The organism is Flaviramulus sp. (assembly GCF_982512915.1).
Map to the genome: position 1 here is coordinate 25,371 of NZ_CEWOCJ010000012.1, position 21,638 is coordinate 47,008.

At 30.8% G+C, this 21,638-nt stretch carries 25 protein-coding genes; 10 read left to right on the forward strand and 15 right to left on the reverse strand.

The window, feature by feature from the left end; genetic code table 11:
• The first annotated feature begins 1 nt into the window (after position 1).
• The 5 genes from mnmA to AC1XJX_RS09405 all read left to right on the forward strand — a co-directional run bounded on the left by mnmA (position 2) and on the right by AC1XJX_RS09405 (position 4,605).
• Positions 2–1,189 carry a tRNA 2-thiouridine(34) synthase MnmA gene (gene mnmA / locus AC1XJX_RS09385; RefSeq protein ID WP_482003721.1) on the forward strand — a complete coding sequence of 396 codons (1,188 nt, stop codon included), beginning with the start codon at positions 2–4 and terminating at the stop codon, positions 1,187–1,189.
• Positions 1,190–1,201: 12 nt separating this feature from the next.
• Positions 1,202–2,143, forward strand: coding sequence for an NAD(P)H-dependent flavin oxidoreductase (locus AC1XJX_RS09390; RefSeq protein ID WP_482003722.1), 942 nt, complete (start codon positions 1,202–1,204; stop codon positions 2,141–2,143).
• 271 nt (positions 2,144–2,414) lie between these two features.
• Positions 2,415–3,800: an MATE family efflux transporter gene (locus AC1XJX_RS09395; RefSeq protein ID WP_482003723.1), complete on the forward strand. Its 1,386-nt coding sequence runs from the start codon at positions 2,415–2,417 to the stop codon at positions 3,798–3,800.
• A complete protein-coding gene (locus tag AC1XJX_RS09400; RefSeq protein ID WP_482003724.1) occupies positions 3,800–4,027 on the forward strand; it encodes a hypothetical protein in 228 nt (75 codons plus the stop codon). The genes AC1XJX_RS09395 and AC1XJX_RS09400 overlap by 1 nt, the downstream gene beginning before the upstream one ends.
• Before the next feature lie 11 nt (positions 4,028–4,038).
• Positions 4,039–4,605, forward strand: a complete 567-nt coding sequence (locus tag AC1XJX_RS09405; RefSeq protein ID WP_482003725.1) for a phosphatase PAP2 family protein — start codon at positions 4,039–4,041, stop codon at positions 4,603–4,605.
• On the opposite strand, the gene meaB is transcribed toward AC1XJX_RS09405, so the two are convergent.
• A complete protein-coding gene (gene meaB / locus AC1XJX_RS09410; protein WP_482003726.1) occupies positions 4,598–5,671 on the reverse strand; it encodes a methylmalonyl Co-A mutase-associated GTPase MeaB in 1,074 nt (357 codons plus the stop codon). The genes AC1XJX_RS09405 and meaB overlap by 8 nt on opposite strands.
• A 73-nt stretch (positions 5,672–5,744) precedes the next feature.
• Entirely contained in the window at positions 5,745–6,299 is a 555-nt protein-coding gene (locus AC1XJX_RS09415; RefSeq protein ID WP_482003727.1) for a DUF2911 domain-containing protein, read from the reverse strand.
• A 175-nt stretch (positions 6,300–6,474) separates the two neighbouring features.
• Here AC1XJX_RS09415 and AC1XJX_RS09420 point away from each other — a divergent pair, with 175 nt between their 5' ends.
• Genes AC1XJX_RS09420 through AC1XJX_RS09430 form a run of 3 tightly spaced genes read left to right on the forward strand, consistent with a single transcriptional unit; the run spans position 6,475 to position 9,150 of the window.
• Positions 6,475–7,026 (forward strand): RNA polymerase sigma factor, encoded by a 552-nt coding sequence (locus AC1XJX_RS09420; protein ID WP_482003728.1) that lies wholly within the window; start codon positions 6,475–6,477, stop codon positions 7,024–7,026.
• Entirely contained in the window at positions 7,010–7,585 is a 576-nt protein-coding gene (locus AC1XJX_RS09425) for a hypothetical protein (RefSeq protein WP_482003729.1), read from the forward strand. Before AC1XJX_RS09420 ends, AC1XJX_RS09425 begins: the two co-directional genes overlap by 17 nt.
• A gap of 11 nt (positions 7,586–7,596) precedes the next feature.
• Positions 7,597–9,150 carry a YggN family protein gene (locus AC1XJX_RS09430; protein WP_482003730.1) on the forward strand — a complete coding sequence of 518 codons (1,554 nt, stop codon included), beginning with the start codon at positions 7,597–7,599 and terminating at the stop codon, positions 9,148–9,150.
• Between the two features lie 68 nt (positions 9,151–9,218).
• On the opposite strand, the gene AC1XJX_RS09435 is transcribed toward AC1XJX_RS09430, so the two are convergent.
• From AC1XJX_RS09435 to AC1XJX_RS09475, 9 genes are all read right to left on the reverse strand, one after another.
• Positions 9,219–9,479: a GNAT family N-acetyltransferase gene (locus tag AC1XJX_RS09435; protein WP_482003731.1), complete on the reverse strand. Its 261-nt coding sequence runs from the start codon at positions 9,477–9,479 to the stop codon at positions 9,219–9,221.
• 30 nt (positions 9,480–9,509) lie between these two features.
• Positions 9,510–9,716, reverse strand: a complete 207-nt coding sequence (locus AC1XJX_RS09440; RefSeq protein ID WP_482003732.1) for a hypothetical protein — start codon at positions 9,714–9,716, stop codon at positions 9,510–9,512.
• A gap of 8 nt (positions 9,717–9,724) precedes the next feature.
• Positions 9,725–9,865, reverse strand: a complete 141-nt coding sequence (locus AC1XJX_RS09445) for a hypothetical protein (RefSeq protein WP_482003733.1) — start codon at positions 9,863–9,865, stop codon at positions 9,725–9,727.
• Positions 9,852–10,775 carry a tRNA (adenosine(37)-N6)-dimethylallyltransferase MiaA gene (gene miaA / locus AC1XJX_RS09450; RefSeq protein WP_482003734.1) on the reverse strand — a complete coding sequence of 308 codons (924 nt, stop codon included), beginning with the start codon at positions 10,773–10,775 and terminating at the stop codon, positions 9,852–9,854. The genes AC1XJX_RS09445 and miaA overlap by 14 nt, the downstream gene beginning before the upstream one ends.
• Positions 10,768–11,616: an ion transporter gene (locus tag AC1XJX_RS09455; RefSeq protein WP_482003735.1), complete on the reverse strand. Its 849-nt coding sequence runs from the start codon at positions 11,614–11,616 to the stop codon at positions 10,768–10,770. Before AC1XJX_RS09455 ends, miaA begins: the two co-directional genes overlap by 8 nt.
• A gap of 3 nt (positions 11,617–11,619) precedes the next feature.
• On the reverse strand, positions 11,620–12,984 hold the full coding sequence (locus AC1XJX_RS09460; protein WP_482003736.1) for an exonuclease domain-containing protein: 1,365 nt from the start codon (positions 12,982–12,984) through the stop codon (positions 11,620–11,622).
• A gap of 34 nt (positions 12,985–13,018) precedes the next feature.
• Complete coding sequence (locus tag AC1XJX_RS09465) at positions 13,019–13,681, reverse strand: YggS family pyridoxal phosphate-dependent enzyme (protein WP_482003737.1); 663 nt, start codon at positions 13,679–13,681, stop codon at positions 13,019–13,021.
• A 68-nt stretch (positions 13,682–13,749) separates the two neighbouring features.
• Positions 13,750–14,640: a 3-hydroxyacyl-CoA dehydrogenase family protein gene (locus AC1XJX_RS09470; protein ID WP_482003738.1), complete on the reverse strand. Its 891-nt coding sequence runs from the start codon at positions 14,638–14,640 to the stop codon at positions 13,750–13,752.
• Positions 14,641–15,600: a Gfo/Idh/MocA family protein gene (locus AC1XJX_RS09475; RefSeq protein ID WP_482003739.1), complete on the reverse strand. Its 960-nt coding sequence runs from the start codon at positions 15,598–15,600 to the stop codon at positions 14,641–14,643.
• A 157-nt stretch (positions 15,601–15,757) separates the two neighbouring features.
• Between AC1XJX_RS09475 and AC1XJX_RS09480 the strand changes: the two genes are divergently transcribed.
• A complete protein-coding gene (locus AC1XJX_RS09480; RefSeq protein ID WP_482003740.1) occupies positions 15,758–16,399 on the forward strand; it encodes a protein-L-isoaspartate(D-aspartate) O-methyltransferase in 642 nt (213 codons plus the stop codon).
• Here the strand turns inward: AC1XJX_RS09480 and AC1XJX_RS09485 are convergent.
• The 4 genes from AC1XJX_RS09485 to smpB form a co-directional block, all read right to left on the reverse strand.
• Positions 16,365–16,847: a pyridoxamine 5'-phosphate oxidase family protein gene (locus tag AC1XJX_RS09485; protein WP_482003741.1), complete on the reverse strand. Its 483-nt coding sequence runs from the start codon at positions 16,845–16,847 to the stop codon at positions 16,365–16,367. The genes AC1XJX_RS09480 and AC1XJX_RS09485 overlap by 35 nt on opposite strands.
• Before the next feature lie 113 nt (positions 16,848–16,960).
• Entirely contained in the window at positions 16,961–18,781 is a 1,821-nt protein-coding gene (locus AC1XJX_RS09490; RefSeq protein ID WP_482003742.1) for a Xaa-Pro dipeptidyl-peptidase, read from the reverse strand.
• 51 nt (positions 18,782–18,832) lie between these two features.
• Positions 18,833–19,387, reverse strand: a complete 555-nt coding sequence (locus AC1XJX_RS09495; protein ID WP_482003743.1) for a hypothetical protein — start codon at positions 19,385–19,387, stop codon at positions 18,833–18,835.
• Positions 19,388–19,452: 65 nt separating this feature from the next.
• On the reverse strand, positions 19,453–19,911 hold the full coding sequence (smpB, locus tag AC1XJX_RS09500) for an SsrA-binding protein SmpB (RefSeq protein WP_482003744.1): 459 nt from the start codon (positions 19,909–19,911) through the stop codon (positions 19,453–19,455).
• A gap of 134 nt (positions 19,912–20,045) precedes the next feature.
• Here smpB and AC1XJX_RS09505 point away from each other — a divergent pair, with 134 nt between their 5' ends.
• On the forward strand, positions 20,046–21,632 hold the full coding sequence (locus AC1XJX_RS09505; RefSeq protein WP_482003745.1) for a S41 family peptidase: 1,587 nt from the start codon (positions 20,046–20,048) through the stop codon (positions 21,630–21,632).
• The last annotated feature ends 6 nt before the right edge of the window (positions 21,633–21,638 follow it).

A 21,638-nucleotide genomic window follows, 5' to 3' on the forward strand; every position in this document is an offset into this window, starting at 1 on the left:
AATGAAAAGGGTTATTATAGGACTTTCCGGAGGTGTAGATTCTAGTATTGCTGCATATTTACTCAAACAGCAAGGTTATGAGGTTATTGGATTGTTTATGAAAAACTGGCATGATGACTCTGTAACGATATCTAACGAATGTCCTTGGTTAGATGACAGTAATGATGCTATGCTAGTAGCTGAAAAACTGGAGATACCTTTTCAAACTGTAGATTTAAGTGAGCAATATAAAGAGCGTATAGTTGATTATATGTTTCATGAATACGAAAAGGGAAGAACTCCTAACCCTGATATTTTATGCAACAGAGAAATTAAATTTGATGTTTTTATGAAAATCGCTCTCGAACTTGGTGCTGATTATGTAGCTACAGGTCATTATTGCAGAAAGGGTATCATAGAAAAAAATGGTAAACAAATTTATCAATTACAAGCAGGTATTGATAATAATAAGGATCAATCTTATTTTTTATGTCAATTATCTCAAGAACAATTAGCCAAATCTTTATTTCCAATTGGTGAGTTAACAAAACCGCAAGTCAGAGAAATTGCAATGGAGTTAGACTTAGTTACGGCAGAAAAAAAGGATTCTCAAGGGCTTTGTTTCATTGGAAAAGTTAAATTGCCTGATTTTCTTCAGCAACAGCTAAAACCAAAAGAAGGTAACATTATTGAAATTCTAAATAATGACCCCATATTTCATGAAGTTGAACCAAATTTTGATTCGGAAGAAGATAAATTAAAATATTTGTCACGTAAAATTCAATACAAAATTGAATTTGGAAAAAAAGTTGGTAAACATCAAGGTGCACATTATTTTACAAAAGGCCAAAGGAAAGGCTTAGCTGTTGGAGGTACGCAAGAACCACTTTTCGTTATTGCTACGGATGTTGAAGAGAATGTTATTTATGCAGGCCAAGGAAAAGATCATCCAGGTTTATTAAAAAAAGCATTATTTGTTACCAATGATGAGTTGCATTGGATTCGTGAAGACTTAGCCTTAAATGTTAATGAATCAATATATGTAAAAGCTAGAATTCGGTATAGACAACCATTAGAAAATGCCAAATTATTAAGAGTTAAAGATGGTTTGTATGTAGCGTTTGAAAATTTTCAATCTGCAATTACAGAAGGTCAGTTTGTTGCTTGGTATTTAGATGATGAGTTAATAGGTTCAGGAGTCATTTCATAATCCTAATTAAAAATGTCAAACAGAATTACAAAGTTATTCAATATTAAATATCCAATAATACAAGCAGGTATGATTTGGAATAGTGGGTGGCGTTTAGCTTCGGCAGCTAGTAATTCCGGTATTTTAGGTTTAATTGGAGCAGGTTCTATGTATCCAAGTGTACTAAGAGAGCATATTCAAAAATGTAAAAAAGCAACTAATAAGCCCTTTGGAGTAAATATTCCGATGTTATATCCTAATATTCAAGAAATCATGGATATTATTATTGAAGAGGATGTGAAAATTGTGTTTACCTCCGCAGGAAATCCCAATACTTGGACATCTTGGTTAAAAGAAAACGGTGTTACTGTTGTACACGTAGTAAGCAGTTTAAAGTTTGCTTTAAAAGCCCAAGAAGCAGGTGTAGATGCTATTGTAGCAGAAGGATTTGAAGCTGGTGGGCATAATGGAAGAGATGAAACAACAACGTTAACTTTGTTGCCAATAGTTAAAGAGCAAATACATATTCCGTTAATAGCCGCTGGTGGTATTGCTACTGGTAAAGCGATGTTAGCAACAATGATTTTAGGGGCAGATGGTGTACAAATAGGGAGTAGATTTGTAGCTAGCGTAGAAAGTTCTGCACATCAGGCATTCAAACAGATGGTTTTAGATTCAAAAGAAGGCGATACTAAATTAACACTAAAAGAATTGGCACCAGTAAGGCTAATTAAAAATAAATTTTATTACGACTTGGAAATACTTTATAAATCTTCACCATCTACAGAAAAACTTAAAGAACTTTTAGGAAGAGCACGGGCAAAAAAAGGTATGTTTGAAGGTGATTTGGAAGAAGGTGAATTAGAAATAGGCCAAGTTTCTGCTATCATAAAAGATATTAAACCTGTTGCTCAAATAGTGGAAGAATTAATTAGTGATTATGAACAAGCTAAACTAAAAGTTCAAAATTTGTAATAAAAAAAGAGGTTTAAACCTCTTTTTTTGTTTTAGAAACCTTTAACTAACTAATTAATTATATCCTTTCAAAATATTATAGTACTAAATGTTTCTTTTTAAATATGTTATATTATTTATGATAGAAAAATATATAACAATAGGCTAATATAAAAAAATAAATTAACATATGTTAATATCGGTTAAGTTAAATTAACATATGTTAATTATTGTAATAATTAAATAGCTATTTAAAATTGGTTTTAATACAAGCTAAAGCTACTTTTGCCGAATGCAATTAAGGGATTACACAAAAGAGTTTAAATACAATTGGCAACTGGCTGCTCCTGTAATTTTGGGAATGCTAGGGCATACCTTAGTGAGTTTTGTTGATAATATTATGGTTGGGCAAATAGGTACTGCTGAGTTAGCTGCTGTATCTTTAGGAAACAGCTTTATGTTTATTGCAATGTCTGTAGGTATTGGTTTTTCTACAGCTATAACTCCATTAATTGCGGAGGCAGATTCGGCGAAAGATTTTATTAAAGGTAAATCTTCATTTAAACATGGCTTATTTTTATGTACGGTTTTGGGTTTATTATTATTTTTATTAGTTTTTTTTGCAAAGCCTTTAATGTATTTAATGAAACAACCTGTTGAGGTTGTTGAACTAGCAATTCCTTATTTAGATCTTGTTGCAGTTTCATTAATCCCACTAATAATATTTCAGGGTTTTAAACAATTTAGTGATGGATTATCAATGACACGATACCCTATGTATGCTACAATTGTTGCCAATATTGTAAATGTTGTTTTAAATTATTTATTAATTTTCGGAAAATTTGGTTTTCCAGAATTGGGTATTGTAGGAGCTGCTTACGGAACTTTGATTTCTAGAATTATAATGGTTTTACATTTGTGGTATTTACTAAAAGGAAAAGATAAATCTAAAGCTTATGTAACCCAGATAAAATTATTGGTTTTAGATAAATTGATGCTTAAAAAACTACTTAATTTGGGTGCTCCAAGTGCTATGCAAATGTTTTTTGAAGTTGCTATTTTCACATCAGCTATTTGGTTAAGCGGACTATTGGGTAAAAATCCACAAGCAGCAAATCAAATAGCTTTAAATTTATCTTCCATGACCTTTATGGTAGCTATGGGTTTAAGTGTTGCTTCTATGATTAGAGTTGGAAATCAAAAAGGGTTAAAAGCTTATTTTGAGTTACGCAGGATAGCATTTTCATTATTTTTAATGGGTTTACTATTTGCTACTTTTTTTGCTATTATTTTCTTTTTATTTCATAAAGAATTACCAATGATATATGTTGATTTTAATGATACTAAAAATTTAGTAGATAATACTGAGGTTGTAACTATCGCTTCAAAATTATTAATAGCTGCTGCTATTTTTCAAATAAGTGATAGTATTCAAGTCTTAGTTTTAGGTGCACTTAGAGGCTTACAAGATGTTAAAATACCAACCTTAATTACATTTATCTCTTATTGGCTTATAGGTTTTCCTGTAAGTTGGTTTTTAGGAAAAGAAGATGCTTATGGGAGTTTTGGTATTTGGTTAGGTCTTTTAGCAGGTTTAACAACAGCGGCTATTTTATTGTATATTAGATTTAATTATTTAACTAAAAAGTTAATTTTGTCAAACACAAATAATTTATAATGAGTCTTCCAAAATTTATATTAGGTGATAATACTGAGTATCCAAATGCTATTTTTGTTATACATACCGAATTTCCCAGATTTATAATTAATCTTGAAAATGATGAAGTTGAGTGGTTTGAAGATTTTGATGAAGAAGATCAGAACGAGCTAGAAACAGAAACAGAAAATGCCATAAAGCTAGCTACAGAGTTTTATGATGCAGAAATTGTAAAGTATGAAGATTAGATAATTAGTAGATGATTGATAAACTTCTAAAATACGATACCGAACTATTTTTATTTTTAAACAATTTGGGTTCTGAAACTTGGGATGGTTTATGGTTAATAATAACCAACAAAATTTATTTTGGGGGTCTTTTAGGAATCATTTTATTTACATTATTATATAAAAAATTTGGATTAAAAGCATTACTCATTTTAATTGTAGTTACTGCTTTGATGATTACGTTTACAGATCAAATGACCAATGTTTTTAAACGTGGTTTTGAGAGACCAAGGCCATGTGGGGAGACAGATTTATTTGATAAAATGCGTTTTATTGCTATAAGATGTGGTAAGTTTGGTTTCTTTTCTGGCCATGCCTCAAATTCTATGGCAGTAGCCATTTTTGGAGGATTGTTACTAAGACCCTATTTTAAAAATCTTATTTATTTGTTAGTTTCAATAAGTCTTATTGTAGCTTATAGCAGAATTTATTTAGGTGTCCATTATCCTTTAGATATATTTTGTGGATTAATTTTTGGTTCAATATCTGGTTTTGTCTTTCACAAATTAGCATTTTATTTGCTAAGTAAGTTTAATTAATGCTCAATAAATAATCAGCAGCTGCAAAAGGTGTTGTTTGATTATCCTCAATTAGTTGTAATTGTTTTGATAATTCTTTTTTGATTTTTGGAGAATTAAAGAAATCAGACTTTAGTTGGTTTTCAATAGTTTGGATAAGCCAATATTTGTTTTGTTCATTTCTTTTTTTATTGAAATGATTATTTTCTGAAGTTAGGTTGAAATGGTCCAATATAAGATTCCAAATCGTATCAATACCTTCATTATTTAAAGCACTGCAAAGCGTAACTTTTGGGTGCCAATTTGATGATTTTTCTGGATATAAATGTAACGCTCTTTTAAACTCTACTTGCGCAAGTTTTGCACGTTTTAAATTATCACCATCAGCTTTGTTTATTGCAATTATATCGGCCATTTCCATAATCCCACGTTTAATTCCTTGAAGTTCATCTCCAGCCCCTGCTAATTTCAATAATAAAAAGAAATCTACCATGCTATGAACGGTTGTTTCACTTTGGCCAACTCCAACGGTTTCAATAATTATAACATCAAAACCTGCAGCTTCACATAAAATAATAGTTTCTCGTGTTTTTCTAGCTACACCCCCTAAAGATGAACCAGAAGCAGATGGTCTTATAAAAGCATTTTCATCTTTCACTAAGCTTTCCATTCGGGTTTTATCACCTAAAATACTACCTTTGGTAATGCTACTACTTGGATCAATAGCTAGGACTGCAACACGCTTTCCTAAAGACGTGATGTAGGTGCCAAAAGTTTCAATAAACGTACTTTTTCCAACACCAGGAACGCCAGTAATACCTATACGAATAGATTTATTTGCAAAAGTCAAGCAACCTTTAATAATGGTATTTGCTTGCTCTAAATGTTTTGGATTAGTACTTTCGACTAATGTGATGGCTCTACTTAATGCTGAGATGTCTCTCTTTAAAATAGATGTGATAAGAGTATTGGTGTCTAATTTAGCTTTGCGTTTATTTTGAATAGATTTTATAGAATTTATATTAGTAATTTCTGAGACTGAAATTCTTTTTTTTTCTTCTAAAGCTGATTTATTTTTTTTTGACACAATTACACCGATATGGTACTAATTTACAATTTTATTTTATCAGAAAGAAAACAAACAAATTATTGTAGATTTTTTACTTTAAAGGCACTGAAATTTTAGTATAATCCCAAGCCATGGTTAAAAACAAATTATCTGTAGAGTTATCAAAAGCAATTGTGAATTGTTCAACAGTATTATTTAGTTTTTCTATGGGTACTTCTACGTTTATCACGTCGTAGTTAGGATCCCACATAGGTTTCATTTCAGCATTTACACCCCATGAATATTCTTTCGAGTTAAATATTACAGTCCAAACAGAGTCTTTAGGTACTGTCCAAAGTGTATATTTACCAGCAGGTAAAGTCATACCATTTATATCTAGATTTTTATTGTTTTCAAAAGTAGTAGCTTCATTCGCTCCAGTTCTCCAAACTTGGTCGTAAGGTACTAAAGCTCCAAATATTTCACGATTCTTTTTAGAGGGTCTATTATAAAAAACTTTCAACTTTAAATCATTCAATTCAAATTTCACGGTGTCTTTAGGGCTTAAACGTTTTGCGAAAATATTCTCAACAAAAACAGAATAAAGTAATAACCCTAGAGTTATGATGGTTAAAATTAGAAAGGTACGTTTCAGGAAGGTATTCATATAGAGCAATTTATTAAGACGTAAATATACTTTAAAAAGTAATAATTAGAGAATTACAAACGCAGTTTTCTGTAGCTTTGTTATAACTGAGAAAAAATATTTTTAATTTTTTGCAACACTCTCTTTTTTTAATCGTCTTTTAAACGAACTAACTTAAACAAAAAGTAGAATTAGTATGTTTCAAGTTGACATTATTGAACAATGTAAACAAAACAATCGTAAAGCACAACTGCAGTTATACAACCAGTACTGCGACGGGATGTATATTGTTGCCAAGCGATTTTTGAAAGATGCAAACGATGCTGAAGATGTGGTACAAGAAGCCTTTATAAAAGCGTTTTCAAAACTGCATCAATATAAAGCGGAGGTTACTTTTGGAGCCTGGTTAAAACGTATTGTTGTTAATAAAAGTATCGACTTTTTGAAATCTAAAAAACAAGCGCTTGTTGATTTAGAAGAGAAACACTTAAAAGTAGTTGATACCCAAAATGACGATAAATGGTTGGTAGAGGATACAATTACATTAAACGATGTAAAAGATGCAATCAATAACTTACCAGATAAATATCAGTATGTAGTAATGCTTTATTTAATTGAAGGTTACGATCATCAAGAGATTTCTGAAATTTTAAATATTTCTGAAATAGCTTCACGAACACAATTATCAAGAGGTAAAACTAAATTGCAAGAACTGTTAACACTAAAAAAAAATGGCACAAGATCTTAGAGAGTTATTTAAAAATGATAAAATAGCAAATGATAAGATGTCTAATAATCATCAAGAGCGATTTCTTGAAAAGTTAGATATGGCTTTACCTAAAACAGTTTTAAAATTAAAGTACAGTTTTATACAAATTGCTGCAACTATTGTATTGCTTTTTGGTTTAAGTTTTGGAGCATTTAAATACTTTCAGTTTCAATCAAAAGCCGATGGATCTAATCAAGTATCTGTTAGTCAAACTATAGAAACAAAAACGTTGGGCGATGTTTCACCTGGGTTAAAAAAGGTAGAGGATTATTATTTAGCAAGTATTAATTTGGAATTATCTAAAATATCATACTCGCCAGAAACTAAAGATTTATTTGACGGTTATTTAGAGCAATTAAATGAGCTTGATAAAGAGTACAAACGCCTTTCTTTAGATTTAACAGAATCTGGACCTAGCGAGTTAACAGTGAATGCTTTAATTGATAATTTAAAACTTCGTTTAAATCTATTGTATAGATTACGATCACAATTAAAAGAATTAAATACTTCTGAAGATGAAGTAAAACAATCAATCTAAAAAATCAAAAAATGAACAAAATTTTTATAAAAATCAATTTATTAGCATTAAGCTTTCTCTTTTCTGGAAGTGCTTTAGCTCAACAAAAATTAACTAAAGTATCGCAATCTATAAATGTAGATAAAAATGTTGTGATAGACTTAAATACAAGTCATACCAATTTAATAATTGATAATTGGAATAAAAATACTATTGAAATTGAAGCCTATATTGAAGGTGAAAAATTAAGTAAAGTTGAACTAGAGGAAGCTTTAAAATCTTGGAAATTAGATATTGATGCCACAAGTAAAAATGTTTCTATAAAAACACTTGGATCAGACAGTAGTTCGTGGCTTTCAAGAGCAAATATTAATATAAATGTAGACGAAGAAGCCATTTCCGACATTTTAAAAGAGCTAAAATTTGAATTGGCTGACATGCCAGATCTGAATTTCCAGATGATGGAAATCTCAGAAATAAATTTTGAAATGCCAGAATTACCTGAAATACCAGAAGGTATAAGTGCTATTATGTTTGATTTTGATGCTTACAAAAAAGATGGAGATAAATATTTGGAATCTTATTCTCAAAAATTTGAAAAATTATTTGGAAAAGATTATGCTAAAAAAATGGAAGCTTGGGGTGAGAAATTTGGTAAAGAATGGGGAGAAAAATATGGCAAACAAATGGAAGCATGGGCTAAAAATTTTGAAAATAAAATAAAAGATTCTGGTTTTGAAGAAAAAATGGAAGCTTGGGGAGAACAGTTTGGTGAAGCGTTTGGGAAAAATATGGAGGCTTGGGGAGAGCAATTTGCTAAACAAATGGAAGCTCAATCTAAACAAATAGAAGCACAAGCTGAACGTTTAGCTATCCAACTTGAGAGAGCAAAAGCTAGTAAAGTTAGAAATGAAGAAACAAAAGCACGAATTAAAGAAAAATCTAATCTTGTAAAAGAGCGTCAAAAAAACATTGAAAAGTTGTTGGGTGAAAAATCATCTTCTAATGTTAAAAAAACAATTAAAATAAAAATGCCAAAAGCTGCAAAGTTAAAAGTTAATGTTAGGCATGGTGAAATTGAATTTGCAGCCAATATTGACAATTTAAAAGCAGATTTGTCTCATAGTAAATTTACAGCAAATAGCGTTAATGGGAGTTCAACTTCCATTAATGCTTCCTATTCGCCAGTATATATAACAAACTGGAATTTAGGAGAATTAAATTTAAATTATGTTGAAGCTGCTGAATTAAAAAATGTAAAGCATTTGGTTTTAAATACCATATCATCCAATATTGATATTGTAAATTTATCAGGTAGCGCTATTGTTGATGGAAATATTGGGGATTTGAATATTTTTAATATTGAAGATACTTTTGATAATATAAACATGATTTTACAAAATAATGATGTGGTAATAAAACTACCTAAAGTAGATTGTAATGTTCAGTTTAAAGGCAATTTATCTAAGTTTAAACACCCTAAGAAGTCTTCAAAAAATAATAGTGCTAATTTTACACTAGGTGAATCTACAAATGGAAAAAGTATTGTTATAAATGCTAAGTACAGTAATGTAGTGATGCAATAAATTAACTTTTTCTAGAAAACAGAATCTGTTTTTTTACTTTGTTATTGGCTAATTTTTCAGAATTCTAGTTATCTTATAATAATAAATCCTAGATTTTTATATAACTCAATGGGTCCTAAATTGGTAACATCTACATGTAAAAAATATGTTTTGTTTTTATCAAAAATGCTGTTAGCTGTATGCGTTACAAGTTGTTTGGCGAAACCTTTACCTGTATAATTAGAGTGGGTAATTACAGCACTAATTTCAATAAAGTTATTAGTTTGAAAACGTTCGCCAGTTACTGCAACTAATTTATTGTCTTTAAAAATACCGAAGTAGTTTTCCAAAGTATTTGTTTTTTCTTTAAAATATTCAGGCTACAACAGTTTAATTAATTCTATTAATTTTTGGTAGTGTGTTTCGTTTAGTTTTGTAATAGTTTCAGTGGCTGGATGATCTATTTTTTTATGAATAATCATTTGATACCCTACATATTTTTTTAGTTTGAAATGTAATGGCACTTTTGGTTTTTTACCTACAATATAAAAATCTTTAATTAATTTTGAATGCTTTTCAATAGCCATATTAGTGTCTACATCATTAATAAATGCTCCAAAGGATGTGAAATTTGGTTTATAAAATTTACATTTCCATAATCTATAGCTTGATTAAAATGAATATCAGTCAGGGATTTCCAAACAGGGTTGTATAATTCATCTTCATTTACTTTCATTCAACTTTTTAATTTTTTGTTCTAAAGGATTACTTATGTTTTCAAAAGATATAGTAAAATCAAACCACAAAATATCCTGATTTTTTTTAAACCAAGTAAGTTGTCGTTTTGCAAAACGGCGCGTATTTTTTTTAATTTCAGAAATTGCAAAATCTAATTCCCAGTCGCCATATAAATAGTTAAATAATTCTTTATAGCCTACCGTATTTAGTGCGTTTAAATTTTTATAAGGTAACAAACTTTTAACTTCATTTAATAAACCAATCTGCATCATCATATCTACGCGTTGGTTAATGCGTTTGTAAATAATATCTCTTTCGGCTTTAAGCCCTATAGTTATGGTTTTAAAAGGGCGGTTATTTTTTTCTTTATTTAAAAATGAGGAATAAGGTTTGTTGGTACCCATACAAATTTCTAAAGCTCTAATAACCCGATGCGGATTATCAATAGCTATATTGTTGTATGAAATTGTATCAAGTTTTTTTAATTGATTTTGAAGATATTCCAGACCTTCATTTTCTAATGTATAGTTTAATTCTTTTCGGATGGATTTATCAACCTCAGGGAAATCATCTAAACCACGAGTTACTGCATCAATATATAAACCAGAACCACCTACCATAATAATAATGTCTTTTTTATTGAATAACTCTTCTAAACATTGAAGTGCATCTTTTTCAAAAGCGCCAACATTGTAATCATCTTTAATAGATTTATGGTGAATAAAATGATGTTTAACAGTCGATAATTCTTCATTGGAAGGTGCTGCAGTTCCAATTTGCATTTCTTTAAAAAATTGACGAGAATCTGCAGATAATATTTCAGTATTAAAATATTGAGCTAGTTGAATACTTAAAGCCGTTTTTCCAATAGCTGTAGGACCAACGATAGAAATTAAAATCTTACTCATTGTTTAATTTATGGCCACAATTATAGCAAAATTTTGCTTTGTCTTTATGATTTTCTGCGGAACAATTTGGGCAAGACTGTGTGTTTAGATTTAAATCCTCATCTTTTTTTGGTTCCCTATTTTTATGTTGGTTGGAGTACTCAGCAGAAACGATTCCAGTTGGTACTGCTATAATACCATATCCTAAAATCATGATAACCGTAGCTATTAATTGCCCTAATGGAGTTACAGGAGCAATATCGCCAAAACCAACCGTAGTAAGTGTAACTATACACCAATAAACACTTATTGGGATACTTGTAAAACCGCTTTCTTCGCCCTCAATTAAATACATTAAGGTTCCAAAAATTATGGATAAAATGAGAACTGCAAATAGAAATACAGATATTTTTGCTCTACTTGCTTTTAAAGCAGTTACTAGAACATTTGAAGCACCTAAATATCTGGCTAGTTTTAAAATTCTAAAAACGCGAAGTAAACGTAAAGCTCTTAAAGCAGCCAAGGCGTGTAAGCCACCAAACAATAAAGAAATGTATTTTGGGATGGTAGAAAGTAAATCTATTATGCCATAAAAACTAAAAATATAATTTAGTGGTTTTTTAATGGTTACTATTCTTGCAATATATTCAATACTAAATAAAATAGTGATTACCCACTCGGCTGTGTCAAGGAAAGCATGATATTTTAAATCAAAACTTTTAATGCTTTCAAGCATTACCAGTAAAATGCTAGCTATAATTGTTATGAGCAAAACAACATCAAATAACTTTCCTGCAGGCGAATCAGCTTCATAAATGATTTCATGAAGTTTTGTTTTCCAGTTTTTTGTTGATGTGTTCATGACTTAATTAAATACTACAATTTTTAGTCTTTTATTTCTCCTAATATAACTTTGAATAATATGTTGGGTATCTCGGTTATTTTGCATGGGCGTTATAATGGATTCTAAAACCTCGATATTATTTATTTGATAATTTAAATGGAAGAAACCAATTCCCTTAAAAACACCATCTTCAATTAATATGGCACTGCGTTCATCTATATCTCTGCCTTTATCAATTATTACCATGTTTTTTTTGGAATAGCTGTTTTTGTTTATCAAATTTTCTACACGTATGTTATAAGTTTCAGGATCTTCTTTTTTAATGCAAGCACCCGTACAAGCCTTTATATCATAATTAAAACAACTCGTTTTAGTTTTGTATAAGCCAGCTAATTTTTGGCATAAATTATATTCCTCAACGGCATTAGTTATAAAACTTTTTCCACTTTGGCGGTTACTAAATGTTGTTATAGGTTTTTTACGACCGTCTGCTATATCAATTTTTAGGTTTATATAATTATTTTCATCTTTAAAACTATAAAGTGCATGTGTGAAAATCGAGCGCCTTAGGGCTCTATTAAAAATGGGTTTATTTAGCTTAATTTCCTCACTTTCTTTTAAAAGTGCCACTAATTCACTACCTGTAGATTCGTATGTTACTGCATGTACTTGTGTTTGTATTTTTTTAGACTTTCTATCTGTACCTGTAAAATGTTGATTGATACGTTTTTTTATATTGTTACTTTTACCAATATAAATGATGTCTCCATCACTATTATGAATATAATAAACCCCTGTAATTGAGGGTAATTCTGCAACAATATCTAGATGCCTTGGTTCTAATTGAAGTTTAGGATTTAAACGTACAGATTCTTTAATAATGCTTTTATCAGAGTCTTTATCCAATAACATTTTAAAGAGTTTAACCGTGGCTAAGGCATCACCAGAAGCTCGATGTCTATCAGTTACGGGAATACCTAATGAACGAACTAATTTACCTAAGCTATATGAAGGTTGATCAGGAATTAGATGTTTTGAAAGTTCAACAGTACAAAGGGATTTGCGTTCATACTCAAACCCTAAACGCCTAAATTCTGTACATAAAATTCTGTAGTCAAATTGGGCATTATGCGCTACGAGTATGCAATCCTCTGTAATTTCTACAATGCGTTTTGCAACCTCGTAAAATTTAGGTGCATTTCGTAACATGCTATTATTTATACCTGTAAGATTGACTACAAAGGGTTGTATATCGCGCTCTGGATTTAATAAACTTATAAATTGGTCTACTACTTTATGACCGTCATATTTGTAGATTGCAATTTCGGTTATACCTTCTTCATTATATTTTCCGCCGGTGGTTTCTATGTCTAATATTGCGTACAAAAATGTGTATAAGTTTATTTGTTTTTATTTAATTTTAGTTTCTACTTCCAAAAATACTGCTACCAACACGAATCATAGTACTTCCACATGCAATCGCTATGTCATAATCACCGCTCATTCCCATGCTGATGGTTTCAAATTTACAGTTATCCAATTCAAATGGTTTTAACTTATCAAAAGAACTTTTTAAAAAATCAAATTCTTTTTTGATTTGTTTTTGAGCATCCGTAAAAGTTGCCATACCCATAACACCAACAATTTTTATATTTTTTAATTCTGAAAATTCTACAGATTGAATAATTGCTGAAGCTTCAGCAATTAACATTCCAAATTTTGAATCTTCTTCAGCAATTTTTATTTGAAATAAACAATCAATAATTCTATCATGCTTCTTAGCTTGTTTATTAATTTGTTGAAGTAATTTAAGGTTGTCAACCCCATGTATTAAACTCACAAAACTCGCCATATATTTTACTTTGTTACTTTGTACATGACCTATCATATGCCATTTTATATCCTTTGGCATTGCTTCATGTTTTTTAGCCATTTCTTGAATTTTATTCTCCCCAAAAACACGCTGGCCTGCATGGTAAGCTGCCATCAGATCGCTTACTGGTTTTGTTTTTGAAACAGCTACCAACGTAATATGCTTTGGCAATGCCTGCTTTATATTATTTAAATTTTGTTCTATGCTCATTATAGTTTTTAGATTGTTTGTTTAATAGTTGATTAGTTTAAATAACTTAACAAAAAAAACAAGTAGCTTTATTTTAAAAACTGTTTTGCTACTTTTTCAGCTTTTTTGTTTTCAGAATAATCATAAAAACCCTCACCAGATTTTACACCTAATTTACCAGCATTTACCATATTTACTAGTAAAGGACATGGTGCGTATTTAGGATTCTTAAAACCATTATACATCACATTTAATATCGATAAGCAAATATCTAATCCAATAAAATCAGCTAACTGTAAAGGCCCCATGGGATGTGCCATACCTAATTTCATAACAGTATCGATTTCTTTTACACCTGCAACCCCATTGTATAGTGTTTCAATAGATTCGTTAAGCATTGGCATTAAAATTCGATTAGCAACAAAACCTGGATAATCATTTACTTGAACAGGTGTTTTTCCTAGGGTTTTTGAGAGTTCCATGATTGTTTTAGTAACGCTTTTACTTGTGTTGTAACCTCTAATAATTTCAACTAATTTCATTAATGGTACAGGATTCATAAAATGCATACCTATAACCATGTCTGGTCTGGTGGTAACCGATGCAATTTGTGTGATTGATATAGATGAGGTGTTAGTAGCTAATATGGTGTCTTCTGGACAATGTTCATTTAATTGTTTGAAAATATTAAGTTTTAAATCTAAGTTTTCAGAAGCAGCTTCAATCACTAAACTAGCATATTCAACACCTTCTTTAATGCCTGTAAAGGTTGAAATATTAGATAATGTCTCCGTTTTTTTATCATTAGAAATGGTTTCTTTTGCTACCATTCTGTCTAAATTTTTACTAATGGTTTCTAAACCACGTTTTAACGAGGCTTCACTTATGTCTATAAGTTGAACTTTAAATCCATTTTGAGCAAAAGTATGGGCTATTCCATTTCCCATAGTTCCTGCTCCTATAACAGCAACATTTTTCATTTAAAAACAATTAATTATTTGAGTTGCTACTCTTAAAGCTTCTGTACCATCTTGAAGCGTAACAACTGGTGTTGTATTAGTGTTTATGGCATCAGCAAAGGTCTCTAATTCATCTAAAATAGAATTGTTATCAGCTACTTTTGGATTGTCAAAATATATTTGTTTTTTTATACCTTCTGCATTTTGTAAAATCATGTCGAAATCACCTGGATTTTCTGGTGCATCCTTCATTTTAACTACCTCGCATTGTTTTGTTAAAAAATCAACTGAGATATAAGCATCCTTTTGAAAAAACCTCGCTTTACGCATCTTTTTTAGTGAAATTCTACTAGCCGTTAAATTTGCAACACAACCGTTTTCAAACTCCAAACGCGCATTTGCAATATCTGGGGTGTCGCTAATAACTGCAACACCACTAGCTGAAACGTTTTTCACTCTAGACTTCACAACACTAAGAATGATATCAATATCATGAATCATTAAATCTAAAACCACTGGAACATCTGTGCCACGTGGATTAAACTCTGCAAGGCGATGGGTTTCGATAAACATAGGCGATTTTATATCGTCTTTAACTGCTAAATATGCAGGATTAAAGCGTTCAACATGGCCTACTTGTCCTCGTAAATTATGTTTGGCTAAAAGTTCTCTAATATGTTCGGCTTCCTCAACAGTATTTGTTATGGGTTTTTCAATAAAAATATGTTTTCTTTTTGATATGGCTTGTATTGCACAGTCATAATGAGATAGAGTAGGTGTCACAATATCAACTACATCAACAGCATCAATCAAAGCATCTAGAGAATTAAAGAATTTATATCCAAACTCGGCCTCTACTTTTTTTCCGTTTTCCTCATTGGCATCATAAAAACCAATCAATTGATATTTCTCAGATTGATTAAGGAGTCTTAAATGAATTTTTCCAAGGTGGCCAGCACCTAGTACACCAGCTTTTAGCATAATTTTTACGTTTTGAACAAAAATAAGATAATTAGAACGTCAATTTAAGGATTTACTTCTAATTTTTAGCTTTAAATTTATGATTAATAAATTCTCAAAAAATTGTTTCTAGCTTTAAAATGTTTAACTAATTTTATCGGTGTAAAGACTACCAAAATTGAAAGACACTTTTAAGCACAAAGGATTAAGGCAGCAGTTAGTTAACGTTATTAAAAACAAGGGTATAACCGATGAAAAAGTTTTAGATGCCATAGGCAAGATTCCACGGCATTTATTTATGGATTCTGGTTTTTTAGATCATGCCTATCAGGACAAAGCGTTTCCTATTGGAGCAGATCAAACTATTTCGCAGCCTTACACCGTAGCATTTCAAACCGAGTTGTTGCAAGTTAAAGTTGAAGACAAAATATTAGAAATTGGCACAGGAAGCGGTTATCAAACAGCAGTTTTGTGTGAGTTAGGAGCAAAGGTCTATAGTATTGAACGCCAACAAGAATTGTTTAAAAAAACGAGTAGCTTTTTACCCAAATTAGGCTATCGTGCCAAAAAACTTATTTTTGGTGATGGCTATAAAGGATTAAAGGAAGAGGCTCCTTTTGATAGTGTAATAGTAACAGCTGGAGCTCCGTTTGTTCCTAAACCACTACTAAGCCAATTGAAAATTGGAGGCAGACTTGTGATCCCAGTTGGTGATGCTGTACAAATTATGACACTTTTTATTAGAAAAGGCCCTAAAGAATTTGAGCAACATGAATTTGGTCAGTTTAAATTTGTGCCTTTACTTGAAGATAAGAATTAGGTTTGTTGGTTTTATGAAATATTTGTTTAAAACCATCAATACTTTTAGTTTTTTTTTCTACCCAATAGGATTTTATTTTTTCTTTTCCTTGCTTTTTTGACCACGAATTTAATCGTCCGCGTTCTTCTTTAAAATCCATAAAAGAAATTGAATAGCCACAAGAAGTTTGTACAGATTCGACGTCTATTTCAATAATTTGCCTAGAACCTGTGTTTTCTTTAAATAATTCAATATGTTTTTGATATTCTAAATCGCGTTCGTGATAAGCTTTAGCACGTCCATAAATTCTTAAAATCATGGGTTTGCCTTCAAAAGCACAAAGTATTATGGTTATTCTATCGTTTATTAAAAGATGAGCAGCAGTTTTGTTACCACTGCCAGTTAGGTTTTGCCAAACCAATTTCTTTGGATTTATAACTCGTATCGTATCATGTCCTTTTGGAGACAAATTAATACGACCTTCTTGACCAGCAGTAACTATAAAAAATATTTTTATAATTTTATGAAGTCTTTTAAATCTGGTGGTATTTCTGATAAAAATTGGCTCATTAAAATAATTTTTTAAAACCCTAAAACTCCACCAACAACAGGTAATGTCAAACTCGTTTCGTCTAAATCCACAGTTAATTCTGTGCCTGGTTTTGGATGTAAAGTATACTCTTTATCACTCGAAAAAATCATTAAGCCTATTTGTTGTCCTGCTTTAATAATTTGGTCATCTGGTTGTAAATCAAAACTAACTTCATAAAACTTACCAGGTTCTAATGGTTCGCTTTCGGTAAGTGATTTGTAATTTTGAGGATCTGCCCAACCTCGTGTTATAATATTATCTGTAATTTTTGTTCTTCTACCTTCGTTCCACGGAAGTGATACCAACCAAACAGATAAATTAGCAGCTGGTTTATTGCTAGCAAGTTTTATTGTGATTTGTGGTACACCAGATATATGAATATCTTTTTTCAGTTTAGGGGTAACATACAATAAACGATGATTAGTAATTTCTGCACTAGCTAACGCTTCCCCATTAAACGAGTAATTATCAACTAAAGTTTCTTTCCCTTGTTTAGTATTTTTTAATGTTGTTAAACTACCTGCTTTTGGTGCACCAGAAGTTAAATAAAGGGTTACTGGTTTAGCATCTGGATTTGGATAATCTTTGTAAGGTGTTGGTTCTCCCATTTTATCATCTTCACGTACTATCCAAGCTTTATTAGGTTCGTTTTCAATGCCATTATCAACATCAAATAAGTAATGTGTAAACCATTTATTCATCAAACTTAAAGGAGGAGGGCCTCCATGACCAAATTGATGGTAGTAAATTACTGTTTCTAACCCCATTTCTTTAGCTTTGTTGTATATACGGTAGCTATGTTCTGGCATAACATTCCAATCGTTAAATCCATGCGACATTAATAAAGCAGCTTTCATAGGTGCCATATCGTTTAAATAATCTCTACCTGCCCAAAAATCGTTATAGTCACCACTAATTCTATCCATGCCGTTTTTCATTTCGGTATCTCTAATTTTTGCATTGTTTGAAGTACGTTTAGATTCATCACCACTATGGATATAATCATAAAGGACATCAATATCTTCACCTAAATAACCTCCAGGTGAACGCACTAAACCGTTTGAGCGGTAGTAATTGTAGTAGGAAGTGTTTGGCGCCACAGGAATGATAACTTCTAAGCCGTCTACTCCAGTTGTAGCAGCAGCTAATGGAATGGTACCATTGTATGAGGTTCCTGTCATACCTACTTTTCCTGTAGTCCAAGTTGCTTTAACTTCTGATCCGCCATAGGGTTCTGAATAGCCTTTTGAACGACCATTTAACCAATCGATAACGGCTTTTGGAGCTAATGATTCGTTATCGCCACCAACTGTTGGAGCGCCTTGAGATAAACCTGTTCCTGGTGATGATGAATGCACAACAATATAACCACGAGGCACCCATGTTTCTATTTGAGAATTTGATATGATTGGACGCTCACCAAGTCTCGTAACTTCTGGGTGTATACGTGGTTCTCCAATTTCTCCTAATTCGTGATGAACGTTCCAGAAAACACCTTCAACATCTGGAGCTACGCCCGCATAATAGGGGCTTGATTCATATATAACAGGTAATTTTAAACCTTCCGTTTCTGTTTGGTAAGGTCTAGTTACATCTACATGAACCCTGTCTATTTTGCCATCGCCATCTGAATCAAAAGTAGTCTCTACAAATAAATCATGACGTATCCATTTTTCTGGCGTATTGAAAGCTTCTACAATTTGAGCTTCACCATCTTTAAAAACTGGTAATGCTTTTTCTTGTGAAAAACTTAAAGAGGTTGTTAATATTGAAATTGAAAAAATAACGATCGTTTTTAATAACTTTATCATAAAAGATTGAATGATTTTGAATTGGTTAAATCTATTTTGGTTTGATTTTTTTTAGTCTAAATACTCATTAGGAATTGGATTTTGTTTATTTTCTTGAGCCCAATAAACATTGATAATCCACCAACGTTTACCATCATTTAAAAGTTGTATACTGTTAATGCCTCGCATAAATGGTTTATTATCTGCTTTACTGTAAAATGATTCATATGAACTAAATACTTGAGCTATATTACTAAAAGTATCTACTTTTCGATGAATTTCTTTTTCAAAAAACCCATTTTCGACAAGCCATTTACCAGAGTTTCTAATGTAATCTTCAGGTTTCATAAATCTAACCATAAAATTACCTTCTATGGTTTTTCCAGTAGCTATAAGTTTAGCTTCTGGATAAAAAAGAAATTTGAATTGCTTCCAATTTCTCTCCACGCCTTTTTCACCAGATATGACATTGTACAAGCTTTTTATGGTACCATCTAATGTTAATACGCTAGTACTGTCTATTTTAAATGCAACAACTTCTTTTTTGATTTCTGAATCTGCCTTGTTTTGAGCATTTAAGCTCATGGAAATAATACTAAACAATAAACCGTAGAAGGATAGTTTCATAAATACTATTTTAAGATGTTAAAGTATGTGTTTTGTAATATTTAAAGCGTTAATAAACCCTTAAATTATTTGTATATTTTTTTTACTCTATCAAGATTTCGTTTGTTATCTCGATCTTTAATAGTCTCGCGTTTATCAAAAAGCTTTTTACCCTTTGCTAATGCAATTTCCATTTTTGCATAACCGTTTTCATTAATAAACAAACGTAATGGGATTATGGTTAGCCCAGTATTTTGAACTTCTTTATTAAGCTTTTTAAGTTCTTTTTTATTTAAAAGCAACTTGCGTTCTGCTTTCGGTTTATGGTTGTAGTATGTGCCGTAAAGATACTCTTCAATAGTCATATTAATCACAAAAAGTTCGCCACCCTCATTAAACTCACAAAAACTTTCAGCGATGGATGCTTTACTAGTTCGTATGGATTTAATTTCGGTTCCTGTTAACACAATGCCAGCAGTGTATTTGTCCAATATTTCATATTGAAAACGCGCCTTTTTATTTTTTATGTTAATATTTTTCTGCATGAAGCACAAAACTACATAATTTTATTGTTAGAGTTTTAAAAGAATCCTCCTAAAAGTTAAAGAAAGATTAAATGGGTTACTATTAAATCAATTACATTTATTTTAGCTTGCACATTGAAAGCGAATAGAAATTTATGAGGAAATTTATTTTACTTGGGTTGTTTGTTACACTTATAATGTCTTGTAATAGTGTTAAAAAGTATAACCAACAAATTTCAGCCCTACATCCTGTTGAAGCTTTACAAAACGATGTTGATAAACTTTACAAACAGTTACAGAAACACCATCCAAAACTATACCAATACACCTCAAAATCTGATCTAGATTTTAAGTTTGATAGTTTAAAAAAATCAATTAATCAACCACTTACTTCTCTAGAGTTTTATAAAAAAGTAGCGCCTGTAGTAACTAACGTTAGGCAAGGTCATGTAGCTGTTGGTTATACTGTAATAAAGTTTACAAAAAAAGAACGTAAAACATTAAAGAAAAAGAAATTAGAATTTTATGATTTGGATTTTGAGTATTTAGAAAGCAAACTTTGGGTAAAGGATAATTTTGGAAAAGATTCCGCATTGGTAGGGGCTGAGGTTGTAAGTATTGCTGACGAGCCCATAAGTAAATTAATAGAGATTTATAAAACACGTTTTGCTTCAGATGGTTACAATAAAACTTTACATGACAGATTTGTAAGTAAAGGTTTTTCTGTTTTTTATACGCGAGATAAAGGTTTTTTAGATAGCTTAAAGGTGACGTTTAGAAATAAAGACTCTCTTTTTATTAAAACATTTAGACGCTTGTTAAAAGAGGAGATAAAAAATGATAGTTTGATTTTAAACGAAGAAAAAATTATACCAGAAAAGCTATCAAAAGAAGAAAAGAAAACAAACCGCATCTCAAGAAGGAAAAAGAAGAAAGATGATATTAAATACGGCTTAATTAAAAAAAATGTATATGCCCGAAATTTTGATTTTATTGGCAAAGATAGTACCGTAGCTTGTATGAAAATTAGAACCTTTACAAATGGTAATTACAAAAAGTTTTATCAAGAAAGTTTTACAAAACTAGACTCTGCTAATACAAAACACTTAATAATTGATTTAAGAGATAATGGTGGCGGAAGAATTGCAGAAATCGATAAATTTTATTCCTATTTAACAAAAGATGATTATCAATTTATAACAGACAGTGAGGTAAATAGTAGGATCCCATTTTTAAAATCATTTATGAGTAATACTTCTCCTAATAGCCTTAAAGTTGTAGCCGGAATATTTTCTCCAATCATGATTATTCATAATTTGTTTAAAATCAGAAAAAAAGAAGGTAAATTATATTACAGGTTTAATAAAAATACTAAAATGAAAACTCCCAATCCTTTAAATTTTAAAGGTGATATATATGTATTGATAAATGGTAATTCCTTTTCGGCATCCTCACTAATCTCAACACACTTAAAAGCTAATAAAAGAGCTGTTTTTGTAGGAGAAGAAACTGGAGGAGCGTATAATGGCACTGTAGCTGGTATATACAAAGTATACCAATTACCAGTAAGTAAACTTGTGGTTAGGATGGGACTAATGCAAATTGAAGCACCACAAAAACAATTTCCTGATGGATTTGGTATTAAACCAGATATTGAAATGCTTCCAACAGTAAAAGATAGACGTAAAAATATAGATACTGAGTTGGAATGGGTTTTAAATGATATATATAAATCAGAATAATTTCAT

What these genes read in the sequence shown, in the direction of transcription:
- mnmA (WP_482003721.1), top strand. Translation starts at nt 2, where the DNA reads ATGAAAAGGGTTATTATAGGACTTTCCGGAGGTGTAGATTCTAGTATT.
- AC1XJX_RS09390 (WP_482003722.1), top strand. Translation starts at nt 1,202, where the DNA reads ATGTCAAACAGAATTACAAAGTTATTCAATATTAAATATCCAATAATA.
- AC1XJX_RS09395 (WP_482003723.1), top strand. Translation starts at nt 2,415, where the DNA reads ATGCAATTAAGGGATTACACAAAAGAGTTTAAATACAATTGGCAACTG.
- AC1XJX_RS09400 (WP_482003724.1), top strand. Translation starts at nt 3,800, where the DNA reads ATGAGTCTTCCAAAATTTATATTAGGTGATAATACTGAGTATCCAAAT.
- AC1XJX_RS09405 (WP_482003725.1), top strand. Translation starts at nt 4,039, where the DNA reads ATGATTGATAAACTTCTAAAATACGATACCGAACTATTTTTATTTTTA.
- AC1XJX_RS09415 (WP_482003727.1), bottom strand. Translation starts at nt 6,299, where the DNA reads ATGAATACCTTCCTGAAACGTACCTTTCTAATTTTAACCATCATAACT.
- AC1XJX_RS09420 (WP_482003728.1), top strand. Translation starts at nt 6,475, where the DNA reads ATGTTTCAAGTTGACATTATTGAACAATGTAAACAAAACAATCGTAAA.
- AC1XJX_RS09425 (WP_482003729.1), top strand. Translation starts at nt 7,010, where the DNA reads ATGGCACAAGATCTTAGAGAGTTATTTAAAAATGATAAAATAGCAAAT.
- AC1XJX_RS09430 (WP_482003730.1), top strand. Translation starts at nt 7,597, where the DNA reads ATGAACAAAATTTTTATAAAAATCAATTTATTAGCATTAAGCTTTCTC.
- AC1XJX_RS09440 (WP_482003732.1), bottom strand. Translation starts at nt 9,716, where the DNA reads ATGGCTATTGAAAAGCATTCAAAATTAATTAAAGATTTTTATATTGTA.
- AC1XJX_RS09445 (WP_482003733.1), bottom strand. Translation starts at nt 9,865, where the DNA reads ATGAAAGTAAATGAAGATGAATTATACAACCCTGTTTGGAAATCCCTG.
- miaA (WP_482003734.1), bottom strand. Translation starts at nt 10,775, where the DNA reads ATGAGTAAGATTTTAATTTCTATCGTTGGTCCTACAGCTATTGGAAAA.
- AC1XJX_RS09455 (WP_482003735.1), bottom strand. Translation starts at nt 11,616, where the DNA reads ATGAACACATCAACAAAAAACTGGAAAACAAAACTTCATGAAATCATT.
- AC1XJX_RS09465 (WP_482003737.1), bottom strand. Translation starts at nt 13,681, where the DNA reads ATGAGCATAGAACAAAATTTAAATAATATAAAGCAGGCATTGCCAAAG.
- AC1XJX_RS09470 (WP_482003738.1), bottom strand. Translation starts at nt 14,640, where the DNA reads ATGAAAAATGTTGCTGTTATAGGAGCAGGAACTATGGGAAATGGAATA.
- AC1XJX_RS09475 (WP_482003739.1), bottom strand. Translation starts at nt 15,600, where the DNA reads ATGCTAAAAGCTGGTGTACTAGGTGCTGGCCACCTTGGAAAAATTCAT.
- AC1XJX_RS09490 (WP_482003742.1), bottom strand. Translation starts at nt 18,781, where the DNA reads ATGATAAAGTTATTAAAAACGATCGTTATTTTTTCAATTTCAATATTA.
- AC1XJX_RS09495 (WP_482003743.1), bottom strand. Translation starts at nt 19,387, where the DNA reads ATGAAACTATCCTTCTACGGTTTATTGTTTAGTATTATTTCCATGAGC.
- smpB (WP_482003744.1), bottom strand. Translation starts at nt 19,911, where the DNA reads ATGCAGAAAAATATTAACATAAAAAATAAAAAGGCGCGTTTTCAATAT.
- AC1XJX_RS09505 (WP_482003745.1), top strand. Translation starts at nt 20,046, where the DNA reads ATGAGGAAATTTATTTTACTTGGGTTGTTTGTTACACTTATAATGTCT.